The sequence below is a fragment of the Janthinobacterium violaceinigrum genome (assembly GCF_009208555.1).
Taxonomy (GTDB): Bacteria; Pseudomonadota; Gammaproteobacteria; order Burkholderiales; family Burkholderiaceae_D; genus Janthinobacterium; species Janthinobacterium violaceinigrum.
On the sequence record NZ_WFLI01000002.1, the window covers coordinates 55,441 to 70,271 of the forward strand.

Here is a 14,831-nt window from a genome sequence, read left to right on the forward strand (position 1 = left end):
GCTTGAACTGGTTGCCTGATGTACTGGATGCTTATTTGATGCTCACGCGCGAGATCGTGCCGCCGGCAACGGTCGGCAGATCCAGCTTAGCGCCGCGCAAGGTTGCCTGCACGACACCCGGCTTGCCCACCACCAGGGTGGCCGGGCCCGTGATATCGAACGTTTCCGTGCTGCCCGCCTTGACCATGCGCGAAATCAGCGGCGTGGTGCCAGGGCGGCGAATTTCCACCCACGAATCCTGCTCCACCTTCAGCACCAGCGCATTGGCGCCCACGGCTGCGGCGGCAACGGGCGGCGCAACGGCAGCCGTCGCCGCTGGCGCGGGCGCCGGAACGGCCGCTGGCGGTACGGCGGCCACGGCCGGCGCCGACGCGGCGTTGGCGGCCGGTGCGCCCGTCTGCGTGTCGTTGCCTGGCGGCGGCGGCACGGAAATCAGGGGCACGGACGGCGTCTGCACGGGCGTCAGATCCTGGCCCGGCTTGATCAGGGTCGTTTCCACGGGGCCCACGTCCGCATGCGCCGTTTCTTTCTCCGCGTGCGAAGACAGCAGGCTGGCCGGCACATAGCCAAGTTTATACGCGCCGAAGGCGGCGGCCACGACGACGGCCACGGCGCCGGCGATCCAGAGGGGAGTCTGGTTCGACGAGCGCTGCGTCATCGACGGGAAGCGCGATTCGGAAAACGTGGCGGAAATCTCGCGTCGCACGGGCGCGGCCGGGTCTTGCGCCGGCGCCGGGTGGACTTCGATCATGGCCACCAGCGGCGCCGCGTCGAGACGCACCACCTTGGCATAGGCGCGCACGAAACCGCGCACCACGGCCACGTTCGGCAAGGCCGCCATGTCGCCCTCTTCCAGCGCGATCACCTGGCGCGGCGCCAGCTTGAGCTGGTCGGCCACCTGTTCCACGGGCCAGCCCAGCGCTTCGCGCTGCGCCTTCAACTGTGCGCCTGCCAACGCAAGATTGCCCTGGGGCTGCTGCTGAGGCGTTTCTGCCCACTCTGAATTCATTGGTATCCCTGTCTCACTCATCAAACGCCCCATTTTGATAAGCAGCATATTCGGGGGAGCCGGAATGGTGGTTGCGCAAATGCGCCCCCAGGCCAGCTTCCGCACCCGCATCCCCGAGCTTATGCTGCACCTTGATCCCGAGCCACAGCACATCGGCCGTCTGGCTCTCCATTGTTGCTATCCTGCCCAGCCGCTGCAAATAATAAGCCGCCTGCCGGTAGTCTTGCTGTTGGTAATACACGCGCACCAGGCCGGCATTCGTTACTGCCACGTCCGGTGCGATCCGTACCGCGCGCATCAAATACGCGCCGGCACGCGGGTAATCATTCAGGGCCAGGCTGCAAGCGCCCCCATTGTTGAGCGCTTTTTCCGGCGACACATACGCCGCATCGGCCAGCGCCGCATCGAAATACGCCAGCGATTGCGCGGCGCGTCCCGTCTGGCACAAAAACAGGCCGTAATTATTGCTCAACTCAGGATTGTGGGGCGCAAGGCGCAAAGCGTAAAGGAAATCTTTCTCGGCAGGCCCAGTTTGCCGCTGGGCCGCAAGGATCAGGGCACGCACGCCGTAAGCCTGCGCATCGTTCGGCGCCAGCTGCACGGCTTGTTCCGCTTCCGCCAGGGCCACGTCGAGCTGGCCTTGCGCATAATACGCGCTGGCCAGCTGCAGGCGCAGCGCGGCGCGCTCATCGGCGCTGGCCTGCCCCTCTTGGCCAGCGGCCGCAGCGCGGCTCGCGGCAGGAGCGGAAGCACAGCCGACCAGCAGCACAGCCAGGCAGACAGCGGCCACAGCGAGCGAGCGTTGGTAAGCCATGCCTTCCCTCATCAGGAGCGGATTTCCACGATCTTGCCGAAATTGGCGCCAAATTTCTGTTGATACTCAGTCATCTTTTCCATGCGTTCCTGCACCCGCGTGCGGTCCTTGACTTCGCCCGCCAGCTGGCCGCAGGCCGCATCGATATCGTCGCCGCGCGTCTTGCGCACGGTGGTGATGATGCCGCCATCCATGAGCACCTGGGCAAACGCCTTGATGCGCGGGTTTTTCGAGCGGAACAGGCCCGACTCGGGGAAAGGATTGAACGGGATCAGGTTGAACTTGCAGTTCACGCCGAACTCGCGGTCCTGTACCAGCGCCAGCAGTTCGCGCGCGTGCTCGTCGCTGTCGTTGACGCCATCGAGCATGCAGTATTCGAAGGTGATGAAATCGCGCGGGGCGAATTCCAGGTAGCGCTTGCAGGCCGCCATCAATTCCTTCAGCGGGTACTTCTTGTTCAGTGGAATCAAACCGTCGCGCAAGGTATCGTTCGAGGCGTGCAGCGAAACGGCCAGGGCCACCGGCACTTCCTGCGACAGCTTGTCCATCATCGGCACCACGCCCGAGGTCGACAAGGTCACGCGGCGGCGCGACAGGCCGTAGGCGTTGTCGTCGAGCATCAATTTCAGGGCCGTGACGGTCGGTTCAAAGTTCAGCAGGGGCTCGCCCATGCCCATCATCACCACGTTGGTGATCTGGCGCTCGCCTTTCGGGCCCGGTTCGATGCCCTTGGTGCGGCGCAATTCGAATTCCGCCATCCACAGCTGGCCGATGATTTCGCCAACGCTGAGGTTGCGGTTAAAGCCTTGCTTGCCCGTCGAGCAGAAACGGCAGTTCACGGCGCAGCCGGCCTGGGTCGAGATGCACAGGGTGCCGCGGTTGTCTTCCGGAATGAACACGGTTTCCACGGCATTGCCATTGCCCACGTCGACCAGCCACTTGCGCGTGCCATCCGTCGACGTATGGTCGCTGATGATGGCCGGGGCGCGCACTTCGGCGCGCGTGGCCAGCTTGTCGCGCAGCGACTTGGCCAGGTCCGTCATGGCGTCGAAATCGGAAGCGCCGAACTGGTGTATCCAACGTTGCAATTGTTTCGCACGAAACGGTTTCTCTCCCAACTCGGCGCAGTAGGCGATGAGTTGCGCGGGATCGAGGTCCAGCAAGTTGGTGAGGGTCGTCGTATTCATGATCATGTCTATTCTAAAAATCCGTCCCCGCGCGCATCAGGGGCAAAGCACCACAGCGCAGCGGGAACAGGGGGTGATAAGTTATTTCACAGATAACGCCAGGAAATAACGTTATCTAAGGCAATTAAGCCTTCAGTTCTGGGAAGAAGTAAGCGATTTCCACTTTAGCAGCTTCGACAGCGTCGGAGCCGTGTACGGCGTTGGCGTCGATCGAATCGGCGAAATCGGCGCGGATCGTGCCTTTTTCTGCTTTCTTCGGATCGGTCGCGCCCATCAGGTCACGGTGGGCCAGAACGGCGTTTTCGCCTTCCAGGGCTTGGATCATGACTGGACCGGAAACCATGAAGTCGACCAGATCCTTGAAGAAGCCGCGTTCTTTGTGCGCTGCGTAGAAGCCTTCAGCTTGTTCGCGCGACAGTTGGGTCATGCGTGCTGCAACGATTTTCAGGCCAGCGTTTTCAAAACGGGTGTAGATTTGACCGATTACGTTTTTTGCAACTGCGTCTGGTTTGATGATCGACAGGGTGCGTTCGATTGCCATGTGTGAAAACTCCAATAAAAAGAAAGGTTTAAAACGGTAAATTGATAACTCAATCAACCTTTGATTTTACCATACTCCACCCCATATCACCCAGACAGGCAGGTGGGCATCTTCTGCCCTTGCCTGAGTTTAATTAAATCTTAAGCTGGTTTTTTTGTAAAAACCGGGGTCCATGCTATCCTTGGGCAAAGTAGTAATTTGAATTGACAACACGGAGGCACTATGAATCAGAACATGCAACGCACCTTTGACCTGTCGGGAGGCATGCAGCAAGTCCGCCACCAGGTCTTGCGCAACACTTACTGGCTGCTGGCACTGTCCATGATACCGACCGTGCTGGGCGCCTTCATCGGCGTGCAAATGCATTTGCCGATGCTGACCGGCGGCATGGGTTTCATCATCTTCATGGCCGTCGCATTCGGCTTCATGTACGCGATTGAAAAAACCAAGAACTCGGGCCTGGGCGTCGCCGTCCTGCTGGGCTTTACCTTCTTCATGGGCCTGATGCTCACGCCTATCCTGACGCGCACGCTCGGCTACTCGAACGGCGGCATGCTGATCATGACGGCGTTCGGCGGCACGGCCACGATCCTGGCCGTGATGGCCACCATCGCCACGGTGTCGAAGCGCGACTTCTCGGCCATGGGCAAATGGCTGTTCGCCGGCGTGATCGTGCTGATCCTGGCATCGGTGGCGAACATCTTCCTGGGCCTGTCGGCACTGTCGATCGTGATCTCCATGGTCGCCATCGCCATCTTCTCGGCCTACATCCTGTATGACGTGCAGCAAATCATCAACGGCGGCGAGACCAACTACATCTCGGCCACCCTGCGCATCTACCTGGACGTGTACAACATCTTCACCAGCCTGTTGTCCTTGCTGGGTTTCGCTGGCGGCAGCCGCGATTAAGACCAGGCATTGCGCTTGAACAAAAAGCCGACCCGCGGGTCGGCTTTTTTACGTCTGCAGCTTCACTACACCTTTTCCGCCACCTCCAGCAGGCAGGCGCGGGCGCGGTCCAGGGTGGGGTTGTCGCGCTGGGCAGCGTAGACGGCATAGGCGGAATGCGAGAACTCGGGCGCGTCGCGCACGCGGTGCAGGAGGCCCGCATCGAGATAGGGCTGGGCCGAGCCGATACGGAAATAACTGGCGCCACCCACTTCCAGCAGGTACACGAGGGCCAGCGGTCCCAGCGAAATCGAGACGGGCGGACTGCTCAGCTCCGGGTACGTCGCCTGGTGATTGGCCGCAAAGCTGGGCCCCCAGTCCACGTACACGTAGGTATCGGCATGCATCTGCCCGTCGGCGCGCGTGGTCACCATCACCAGCTTTTCCTCGGCCAGCAGTTCGCTGGCCAGGCCCGGGCGCTGCGGCGGGTTGTACAGCACGGCCAGGTCGAGCGAGCCGTCGTGCACGGCGTCGAGCAGGCGCGCGGGGCTGTCGACTTCCGCGCGCAGGGCGATCTCGGGACAATCGCGGCTCATGCGTATCAGCCAGTCGCCCAGCAGCGGCTGCCACAAGCTCAGCTCGCAGCCGATACTGACGGCATCTTCGCGCCCCGGCGGCAAGGCCACCTGGTGGCGCGCCCTTTCCCACACCTGCACCATGGTGGCCGCGTGGCGCATGAAACGCTCGCCGGCCGACGTCAGCCGCGCGCCCGCCTTGTTGCGCACAAACAGCTGGCGCCCCAGTTGCTGCTCCAGGGTGCGGATGCGGGCGCTGACGGCCGTCTGCGTCACGTGCATGCGTTCGGCCGCCATGATGAAGCTGCCGCAGGAAGCCACTTCCAGGAAGGTACGCGCTTGATTAATGTCCATCAATCCATCATATCAGTTGCCGCGCCTCTCAACTGACCCGCTCGTAACCGCCCAGCACGCCCTGCTTCGACAAGACCCATTGCCACAGCTGCAAGTCGCGCGCGCGGAAGGCACCCGCGCAGGACAGCAGGTAGTACGACCACATGCGGTGGAAGCGCTCGCCCAGCTGGGCGGAAAACTGCGGCCACGCCTGCTCGAAATTGGCATGCCAGGCCATCAGGGTCTTGTCGTAGTCGGCGCCGAAGTTGTGCAGGTCCTCGGCCACGAACAGGTCATCCATGGCGTCGCCGATCTGCCCGATCGACGGCAGGTCGCCATTCGGGAAGATGTATTTGTCGATCCACGGATCGCACGTGGAATGGCGCTTGTTCTTGCCTATCGTGTGCAGCAGGAACAGGCCGTCGTCTTCCAGGCAGCGGTGCGCCACTTCCATGAAGGTGCGGTGGTTTTTATGCCCCACGTGCTCGAACATGCCGATGCTGACGATGCGGTCGAATTTCTCGTCCGTGTCGCGGTAATCCTGCAGGCGGAAGTCCAGGTGCTCGCCGCCCGGCAGGCTGCGCGCATACGCGGCCTGCTCTTTCGAGATCGTCACCCCCACGCACTGCACCTGGTAGTTTTCCGCCGCATAGCGCATGAAACTGCCCCAGCCGCAGCCGATGTCGAGCACGCGCATGCCCGGTTCCAGGCGCAGCTTGCGGCAGACGAGGTCCAGCTTGGCTTCCTGCGCCTCGGCCAGGTTGGCCGCATCCTTCCAGTAGCCGCAGGTATAGGTCATGCGCGGATCGAGCATGGCCGCATAGAAGGCGTTGCCCAGGTCGTAGTGTTCCTTGCCCACCATCCAGGCGCGGCGCTCCGTCTGCAGGTTGAACAGGCGCGCATACAGCGCGTGGAAGGCCAGGCGCATGGGGCGCACGTCGTCGGCCACCCGGGCGCGCAGCAGATGGCAAAAGAATTCGTCGAGCTGCTGCGCATCCCAGTCGCCATCCATGTACGCTTCGCCCAGGCCCAGGTTGCCGCTGGCAAAGGCGCGTTCGGGCACGCCCGGCTTGCGCAGCTGCATGTCCCAGGCGGCGCGGCCATTCAGGTGGATGTCGGCCCTGGCCAGCAGTTCGGCCGCTTCGCGGGTCAGCCGCGTGTCGGGCTGGCGTCCGGCGCCACTTGCCGGTGTCTGTTGCAACTGCATTCGTGCTTGTGTCGTGTGCTGCGTGTTCATGCCCTGCCGCCTCCAGATGGTTGTCGGTGCTGGCGCGCGCCGGCAAGTCATCAGGTGCCCGGCGGCGCACCAGCAATAAAATTATCCGCCCGCCATCGCCATCTGGATAATGAAACATCATGACCGTTCATATCAAAATATTTGCTTCAAAATGATTTGAATCAATTATTCTATGGAAATATATGCAGCACGAAGCGTGCCGTAGCATGAAAAAAGCCGCCTGTACGGCGGCTGTTCACGGCAGGTTCGCGCCATGCGGCGCCGCAATCAAAAGTCGTGATTCGGTGGATACTTCGTGTAGAAATCGTTATCCCATTTGAAATTGGTAAACGCCACCGTCATGGAGATGTCGAGCGCCTCGACGAAATGCCAGCAGCCGACGGGCAAAAACAGGATTTCACCGGGCGCCAGCACGCATTCGCGCACCTGCACGTCGGCCATCAGCGGATAGCGCTGCAGGTCGATGTCGCGTCCGTCGACGGGCGTAAAGCAGTGGCGCTGATTGTACACGCGCGCCACCTCGCAGGCAGCCATGATGCGCAGCCGCTTGCGCCCCTTGACCTGCGCCATGAAGTTGTTCGTCAGGTCGTGGTGGAACGGCGTCACCGTGCCGGCCGGGCCGAACCATAGAAATCCCGTGGGGCCGCCATCCTGCCGCAGGTATTCGGGCAGCTGGCCGATATCGTCCCACAGCTCGCGCAAGGCTTGCCGGTTCTGCGAATTGTTATTCGCCGTCATGTAGAAATCGTTGGTGGCGCCGCTGCCCTCGACCAGACTGGCGTACTCGCCAAAGGCCATCTTGCGCTTGTGCGCCACGCTGTTCATTTCGTACTGCGCGTCCGCCTCGCGGCCGAACTGCACTTCCACTTCGCGCTGCGCGTAATGCTCGCGGAAATACGCCGGGCTCCACTTGGCCATGGCGGGCCAGTCGTCCATCATGCCCGTGATGATCACGGGCTGGTTGGTGGAATAGTATTCGTCCAGGAATTGCTGCGCGGACAGCTTGTCGCGGCGCGGAATCTCGGGAGGACGCAGGTGGTTCAGCTTGCGCTGGATGTCGATCACCCAGTCGCGCTTGGCCAGCCGGTTCGACAAGCGCACGGCGCCGGCCAAGTAGGGGCTGTGCAGCGCCAGTTCCACTTCGCGGTGCGCCAGCGGCTCGGCGATGCCGGCCTTTTGCAGCACCGGCATCAGCGCCGATGGGTGGCTGCCCAGCATGAGGTTTTCCGCGATCCAGCTGCGCCATTCGCGGCTCAGCTCCTGCTCCTGCGTCTGCTGCTTGACTCCCAATGTCGATACCGCCGCCATCGCCGTCTCCTGTTTTTTTATGTGATAAAGCAGCCGGGCAGCAATGCCGCCCGACTGCATCCTACTCTAGCGCAGTATCAGCGCACTTTCCACACCTCCGTCGCCAGCACGCCATTCGCGTCGCCATCGAGTTCCCACGAGAACGCGCCGCGCAAGCCCTGGTCCTTGACGTATTTCACCTTGGTGCCGATGACGGTCGGATCGTCATAGCTCCACCACTGGCCGCCCGCCCCCGTGTACAGGTACAGCTGCTTGGTGACGGGATGGTAGTAGCGCGTGCCGGACTTGGCCACGAGGATTTTATAGTCCTCGATGCCCGACTCGTAGGTGCCCGGCGCCGTGCCCGTGGCAGCCTGGTACAGGCCATCGCCGTTCGGTCCCGGCGCCACGCCCGTCCAGCCGCGGCCATAGAACGGTATGCCCAGCAACAGCTTGTCGCGCGGCACGCCGGCGGCAATCATGTACTGCACCGCCTTGTCGCCCACGTATTCGCGCGCCATGCCCGTCGACGGATCGGCAGGGTCGGCAAACAGCTGGGCGTTGAAGTTGGTGCTGTTTTCCCATCCGCCGTGGAAGTCGTAGGTCATCAGGTTGATCCAATCCATGTACTGCGAGTACAGGGCCGGTTCCGTGTTGTCGATCTTGTCCTTGCCCGCACCGACAGCGGCCGTCAGCAGATAGCGCTTGCCGTTGGCTGCACCGAGCGCATCGAGCTGGCTGCGGAATTCCGCCATCAGCAAGGTGAAGTTGCGCTTGTCGTTGGGGCTGACCGTGTTGTACGGCTGGCCGCCGCCGACCGGATATTCCCAGTCGATGTCGATGCCGTCAAAGATGTTGGCTGCCGCCCCCACGCCACCGCGTCCGCCCTGCACCGGCAGGTTGCCCTTGATGTAAATGTCGATGCACGAACGCACCATCTGCTTGCGCAGCGCATCGGTGGCGGAGCCGACGGAGAAGTTCTTCGACCAGCTCCAGCCGCCCAGCGAAATGAACAGCTTGAGGTTCGGGTGCGCCGCCTTCAGCTTTTTCAGCTGCAGGAAGTTGCCCGACAAGGGAGCGTCCCACGGGATGGCCTGGCCATCGACGGTGCGCTTCGGCGTGCGGATGTAGTCGGCCTCGGCATCGCCGCCCGTGCCCGCATCCGGCGAATTCGGATTCGACGCGCCCGGCTCCGTCTTGGTGATCATGCCGCACTCGTAGCCGCCATTCTTCGGATAGATGTTGCCGAAAGCGTAGTTGATGAAGGTCAGCTTGTCGGCCACGCCGCTGGAATGCACGTTCGCCACTTCATAGTCGCGGCCATACACGCCCCATTGCGCGAAATAGGAACCCACTTCGCGGCCCGTTGGGGTCGGCGTTGGCGTTGGCGTTGGCGTTGGCGTTGGCGTTGGGGTCGGGGTCGGCGTCGGCGTCGGGGTTGGGGTCGGAGTTGGCGTCGGCGTTGGGGTTGGCGTTGGGGTTGGCGTTGGGGTTGGCGTTGGCGTCGGGGTAGGAGTCGGCGTGATGCTGCAGATTTCCTGGCTGGTCCATGGCTTGCCCGTGCCGGCGGCGCCGCTGCTGGTCGACGGGTTGTCGCCCTGTGTCCAGTAGTTGGCGCGGTAATTCGTGCCCGCATAGCTGACGGTGGCGCCCGCGCTGTAGGCCGTGCTGGCCACCCATGCCAGCGCGCAGGTGCCGCCGGTTGGCGTTGGCGTCGGGGTGGGCGTTGGATTTGGCGTAGGCGCCGGTGTCGGCGTGGGTGTGGGCGTCGGGGTCGGAGTCGGCGTTGGGGTCGGCGTGGTGCCGCCATCGCAGGTGCCGCCCGCGCTCCACAGGCTAGGCGTGGCGACGGGATTCCAACCCGAGCCCACGTGATCGGTCTGCGTCACCAGGGCCGTATAGTTGGCGCCCAGGTAAGTGACCACCGTGCCCGCGTTATACGTGCCGCCCTCCTGCCATGGCACGCAGGCCACCGCCGCACTGGCCGCCAGCAATTGCGCGCCGCCCGGTGCGCCGGCGTCGCCGCCGCCACCGCAAGCGGCCAGCACGCCACCGCTGGCCAGGCATACCATCATGTTTCTGATCGTCTTTCTGAGTATTAAATTTTCCACGTTGTCTCCTGTTCAGGTTGCGGAAATACCACTCTGCTTCGATAAGAGCTACCCTGTGATCTTGTTTTTCTGCAGTTGCAAGAACAGCATGCTGCTGAAAAAATAGGCGGTCAAGTGGTTTTGAAGTGGCATCAAACCGCGCAATACCACTTCGCGCGAAAAACGCAGCGGCTTATGCGGACGGCGTGTTGTCCTACTGGACAATGAAAAAAACGGCAGAGGGAGGAGGAACGGGAAGGATTGATCGAGAAAAAACAGACCAATTTTATAAAACAGCGTAAGTGGTATTAGGGTGGAAATGCATGCCGCTGGCGATTGCAGCGGCGGGTGCCTGCCTGGCCACCCGCCGTATCTTTAATACTTATTGCGCAAGATCAAATACCGCCATCGACTCGACGTGCGAGGTGTGCGGGAACATGTTCACCACGCCGGCTTTGCTCAGCACATAGCCCGCTTCCAGCGCCAGGATGCCGGCGTCGCGCGCCAGGGTGGACGGGCTGCACGACACGTAGACGATGCGCTTGGGCAGCATGTCGGGACGCACTTGCGACAGGCCGACCAGTGCCTGGCACAGGGCCATGGCGCCATCGCGGGGCGGGTCGATCAGGATACGGTCGAACTTGCCCAGCGCGATCAGGTCGTCCGTCGTCACTTCGAACAGGTTGCGCGTGGAGAACGAAGTTTTTTCCGCCAGGCCATTGGCCAGCGCGTTTTCCAGCGCCCGCTCCGTCAGGGTGGTGCTGCCTTCGATGCCCACCACTTCGCTGCCTTGCGTAGCCAGCGGCAAGGTGAAATTGCCCAGGCCGCAGAACAGGTCGGCCACGCGGTCGGTCGGCTGCACTTCCAGCAGGCGCAGGGCTTTCGACACCAGCACGCGGTTGATGTGGTGGTTCACCTGCGTGAAATCGACGGGCTTGAACGGCATCTTGACGCCGAATTCCGGCAGCAGGTAGTGCAATTGCTTGTCCAGCGGATAAAACGGCACGGCCGTTTCCGGGCCTTTCACCTGCAGCCACCATTGCACGCCGTATTCGTCGGCAAAGGCTTTCAATTTCGTTTCATCGTCCGCCGTCAGGGGCGCCATGATGCGCAAGACCATGGCCGTGACGTCTTCGCCCACGGCCAGTTCGATCTGCGGCATCTGGTCGAAGATGGACAGCGAAGCAATCAATCCGCGCAGCGGCAGCAGCATGGCGGAAATGTGCGGCGGCAAGATTTCGCAGCTATCCATGTCGGCCACGAACGCCGATTTCTTTTCATGGAAGCCCACCAGCACGGCGTCTTTCTTCTTGACGTGGCGCACGGACAGGCGCGCGCGGTAGCGGTAGCCCCACGTCGGGCCATACATGGGGCGCATGATGCTTTGCGGACGCACCTTGCCGATATGCCACAAGTTATCTTCCAGCACGCGCTGCTTGATCGCCACCTGCGCCGACGGTTCCAGGTGCTGCATCGAGCAGCCGCCGCAATTGTCGAAATGCTTGCACTTGGGCGTCACGCGCATCGACGATTCGCGGTGCAGCGCCGTCATGCGGGCCATTTCCCAGTTCTTCTTTTTCTTGAACGTCACAAAGCTGACGCGCTCGCCCGGCAGCGCGCCCTCGACAAACACGACCTTGCCCGGCGAGCCGTCTTCGTTCTCAATATGGCCAACGCCACGGGCGTCCATGTCGAGCGATTTGATTTCGATGATATTTTCTTGCATAGCGATCAATAGGTAAGAGTGGGCCAGGACGCAGGGCCGCGCTGGAACTTGCAAACAATGGGGGAAAGGTCAGGCGCCGCGAGCGGGGCGTATGATAGCAGATCGCGACAGGCAAAAGCCGCTCAAGCCCTCACCGGGCAGCAAGCCTGAGAAAATGCGCAGGGCAAGGCGCGTGGCCGAAGACAGTACGTCAGTACGGCGAGGCCATGCAACGCCGCCATGTGCTTTTTATCAGACTTGCTACAGTAGGGAGTCGCGCACGACGCCGCGTGCGGCCATGGCCCGTTTGAGCTTGATCAAGGCTTCCTGCTGGATCTGCCGCACTCGTTCCCGCGTCACGCCCATTTCCTCGGCCAGGGTTTCCAGGGTGGCGGGGTCGTCGTTGTCGAGGCCGAAGCGGCGCATGATGACCACGCGCTGCTTGTCGGGCAGCTTGGTCAGCCAGTCGCGCACCAGCACCGTCATTTCATGGTGTTCCGCGCGCGCGTCGGGGCTGTCTTCGCTGGCGCCGGGCAACATGTCCATCAGGGATGACTGCGGGTCGTTGTCGAGCGGCGCGTCGAGCGAGGTGGCATGCTCGGACAGGGCCAGGATATCCTGCACCTCTTCCACGGGACGGCCCACCAGGTGGGCGATATCTTCCGCGGTGGCATCCTTGCCGTCGTGGTGCTGGGCTTCCAGGTGATATTTGCCGCGCAGTATTTGATTCAGTTCGCGCACCATGTGCACGGGCAGGCGCACCGTGCGCGCCTGGTTCATGATGGCCCGCTCGATGCTCTGGCGTATCCACCAGGTGGCGTACGTGGAAAAGCGGAAACCGCGTTCGGGCTCGAACTTGTCGATGGCCCGCATCAGGCCGATGTTGCCCTCTTCTATCATGTCGAGCAAGACCACGCCGCGGTTGATGTAATGCTTGGCGATCGACACCACCAGGCGCAGGTTGTGCTCGATCATGGTTTGCCGCGCTTCGAAATTGCCCTGCTTGGCGAGGGTGGCGTAATGCACCTCTTGCGCCGCCGTCAGCAGGGGCCGCGTGCCGATCTGGTTCAGATAGTGCTGCGTGGTATCGGTCGACAGCTCGGCCGCCAGCACTTTTTTCAGTTCATCGACACTTTCGACCAGCACGCTGACGCTGGCCACTTCGCCGCCCTCGCCTGCGTCGACGGCGTCAATGCCGTCGAGTTCACCGGCATCGTCCGTCACGACTTCGTCCGCCCCGTCTTCCGGCGGTTCCGGGTCATCGTCCAGTTGATCGTGCGGCGCGTGTGTCATTGCTTTACCTAACGGTTAGGCAGGAATTTCGAAGGATCGACAGGCTTGCCCTGCTGGCGGATTTCAAAGTGCAGCTTCACGCGGTCGGCATCGGAATCGCCCATTTCAGCGATGGCCTGGCCTTTGTTGACGTTCTGCCCTTCCTTCACCAGAATGCTGCGGTTATGCGCATATGCCGACAACAGGCTATTACTGTGCTTCACGATGACAAGATTACCATAACCACGGATTCCGCTCCCGGCATACATGACTTTTCCCGCGCCGGCGGCCACCACTTGCTGGCCCGCCTTGCCGGCGATATCGACGCCCTTGTTCTTGCCTTCGTCAAAAGTGCCGATGACCTTGCCTTCGGAAGGCCACATCCAGCTGATCTTGTCGTCGCCAGGCGCCGATGCCGCAGGCGCTGCTGCCGCTGCGGCAGCCGGTGCGGCGGCAACGGCGGCTGCCGGCGCCGGTGCCGGCTTGGTGTCGCCGGTGCCGCCATCGGCGCGCAGCTCGGCCAGGGTGGCGTCGGAGTACGCGCGCTTCTCGCCGCGCGGGCCCGTTTTCTTCGGCACGACGGGTGCCGCCGGTTTGACTTCCGTGGCGGGCGGCATGACGATGGCCGACGTCTGCGCGCCGCCCGTGTCGCCATTCGGCGGCAGCACGCGCAATACCTGGTCGACCTTGATGTCGTTCGGGTTGCTCAAGTCATTCCAGGCCACCAGGTCGCGGTAATTCTGGCCGTGTTCCAGCGCGATGCGCAACAGGGTGTCGCCCCGCTTGACCGTATAAAAAGCGGGGTCGCGGTCGCGGGGATCGCTGGCGGCGGCGCTGCTGCTCGTGGGATGGCGCTCCACGACGGGCGCCTGGACGCCTGTGGTGCCGCAACCGCTCAACAGGGCGGCCAGCGCGAGGCTGCAGAGGAGTATGTTACTTTTCTTAATCATTCGCATGTATATTTAGGTCCTGCTTGCTAGCTGATCCGGGGATCATATGGTGCCCGGGCGCAAAGGCACGAAATGGCAATCTTCCAGGGTCTGGCTGGTCCATTCCATTTTTCCCACCCGGGTAATGAGTTGTAAGTGTTGCAATTTAGCCCCCACCGGCGCAACCAGACGCCCGCCGGGCGCCAGCTGTTCCAGCAGGGCTTGCGGGACTTCCAGGCCGGCTGCGGCAAGGATGATCCCGTCGAAGGGCGCCGCCTGCGGCAGGCCAAGCATACCATCTCCGTACTGCAAGCGCAGATTCGACACGCGCAGCGGCCGCAGATTCGCCTTCGCCAGCTCGTGCAAGGGCCGGATGCGTTCGATCGAATACACCTCTTTTGCCACCAGCGACAGCACCGCCGCCTGGTAACCGCAGCCCGTGCCGATTTCCAGCACGCGCTGCAGGCTGCCGCCCTGGCGCATCACTTCGATCATGCGCGCCACGATATACGGCTGCGAAATGGTCTGGTGGTGGCCGATGGGCAAGGAAGCGTCGATGTACGCCTGCGACGCCAGCGCCTCATCCATGAACATGTGGCGCGGCACGGCTTGCATGGCGTCCAGCACCACCGGGTCCTTGACGCCCTGTTTCGCGATGCGCGCCACCATGGCCCGGCGCACGGCGTCCGAGACGAGCGGGTTTTGCCGCGGCGGCGACGCCGTGGCCGGCTGCGCCCGTTCATTGGCGATGGCCTGGGCGCGCGATGGCGCGATGGGCACGGCGCCATGGTGCGGCGCCCCGCCCCGGGCCGCGCTTTGCGCCGCATTCTGCGTGGCCGTCTGCGGCGTGGCGATGCGCGACTGCGCCAGCGACTGCCCCCCGCCCTGCCTGGCGGGCTTGCCGGCCAGCGAATCGAGGGACAAGGGGAAGGTGCGCGGCTTATCGGTCATGGTTGTCGGTCAT

Annotated in this window: 13 protein-coding genes; 1 reads left to right on the forward strand and 12 read right to left on the reverse strand. The window is 62.7% G+C overall.

Annotation, left to right across the window (positions count from 1 at the left end; genetic code table 11):
• Positions 1-31: 31 nt before the first annotated feature.
• The 4 genes from GCN75_RS01910 to ndk all read right to left on the reverse strand — a co-directional run bounded on the left by GCN75_RS01910 (position 32) and on the right by ndk (position 3,551).
• Complete coding sequence (locus tag GCN75_RS01910; RefSeq protein WP_319633276.1) at positions 32-955, reverse strand: helix-turn-helix domain-containing protein; 924 nt, start codon at positions 953-955, stop codon at positions 32-34.
• A 67-nt stretch (positions 956-1,022) separates the two neighbouring features.
• Positions 1,023-1,823: a type IV pilus biogenesis/stability protein PilW gene (gene pilW / locus GCN75_RS01915; RefSeq protein ID WP_226941010.1), complete on the reverse strand. Its 801-nt coding sequence runs from the start codon at positions 1,821-1,823 to the stop codon at positions 1,023-1,025.
• 11 nt (positions 1,824-1,834) lie between these two features.
• A complete protein-coding gene (gene rlmN / locus GCN75_RS01920) occupies positions 1,835-3,010 on the reverse strand; it encodes a 23S rRNA (adenine(2503)-C(2))-methyltransferase RlmN (protein WP_071326298.1) in 1,176 nt (391 codons plus the stop codon).
• 124 nt (positions 3,011-3,134) lie between these two features.
• On the reverse strand, positions 3,135-3,551 hold the full coding sequence (gene ndk, locus GCN75_RS01925; RefSeq protein ID WP_070223377.1) for a nucleoside-diphosphate kinase: 417 nt from the start codon (positions 3,549-3,551) through the stop codon (positions 3,135-3,137).
• A gap of 222 nt (positions 3,552-3,773) precedes the next feature.
• Between ndk and GCN75_RS01930 the strand changes: the two genes are divergently transcribed.
• Positions 3,774-4,460 (forward strand): Bax inhibitor-1/YccA family protein, encoded by a 687-nt coding sequence (locus tag GCN75_RS01930; protein ID WP_034752039.1) that lies wholly within the window; start codon positions 3,774-3,776, stop codon positions 4,458-4,460.
• Between the two features lie 65 nt (positions 4,461-4,525).
• On the opposite strand, the gene GCN75_RS01935 is transcribed toward GCN75_RS01930, so the two are convergent.
• The 8 genes from GCN75_RS01935 to GCN75_RS01970 form a co-directional block, all read right to left on the reverse strand.
• The gene (locus tag GCN75_RS01935) at positions 4,526-5,368 is read right to left on the reverse strand and encodes a LysR family transcriptional regulator (protein ID WP_152281116.1); all 843 of its coding nucleotides are present in this window, start codon (positions 5,366-5,368) and stop codon (positions 4,526-4,528) included.
• A 28-nt stretch (positions 5,369-5,396) separates the two neighbouring features.
• Positions 5,397-6,554, reverse strand: coding sequence for a cyclopropane fatty acyl phospholipid synthase (gene cfa, locus GCN75_RS01940; RefSeq protein ID WP_152281263.1), 1,158 nt, complete (start codon positions 6,552-6,554; stop codon positions 5,397-5,399).
• Positions 6,555-6,851: 297 nt separating this feature from the next.
• The gene (locus GCN75_RS01945) at positions 6,852-7,892 is read right to left on the reverse strand and encodes a cupin-like domain-containing protein (protein WP_152281117.1); all 1,041 of its coding nucleotides are present in this window, start codon (positions 7,890-7,892) and stop codon (positions 6,852-6,854) included.
• A gap of 77 nt (positions 7,893-7,969) precedes the next feature.
• Positions 7,970-9,946 (reverse strand): glycosyl hydrolase family 18 protein, encoded by a 1,977-nt coding sequence (locus GCN75_RS01950; RefSeq protein WP_405002772.1) that lies wholly within the window; start codon positions 9,944-9,946, stop codon positions 7,970-7,972.
• 397 nt (positions 9,947-10,343) lie between these two features.
• Entirely contained in the window at positions 10,344-11,687 is a 1,344-nt protein-coding gene (rlmD, locus tag GCN75_RS01955; RefSeq protein WP_152281118.1) for a 23S rRNA (uracil(1939)-C(5))-methyltransferase RlmD, read from the reverse strand.
• Positions 11,688-11,927: 240 nt separating this feature from the next.
• Positions 11,928-12,959, reverse strand: a complete 1,032-nt coding sequence (gene rpoS, locus GCN75_RS01960) for an RNA polymerase sigma factor RpoS (protein ID WP_099374978.1) — start codon at positions 12,957-12,959, stop codon at positions 11,928-11,930.
• An 8-nt stretch (positions 12,960-12,967) separates the two neighbouring features.
• Complete coding sequence (locus GCN75_RS01965; protein WP_152281119.1) at positions 12,968-13,888, reverse strand: peptidoglycan DD-metalloendopeptidase family protein; 921 nt, start codon at positions 13,886-13,888, stop codon at positions 12,968-12,970.
• Between the two features lie 42 nt (positions 13,889-13,930).
• Complete coding sequence (locus GCN75_RS01970; RefSeq protein ID WP_152281120.1) at positions 13,931-14,818, reverse strand: protein-L-isoaspartate(D-aspartate) O-methyltransferase; 888 nt, start codon at positions 14,816-14,818, stop codon at positions 13,931-13,933.
• Between the last annotated feature and the right edge of the window lie 13 nt (positions 14,819-14,831).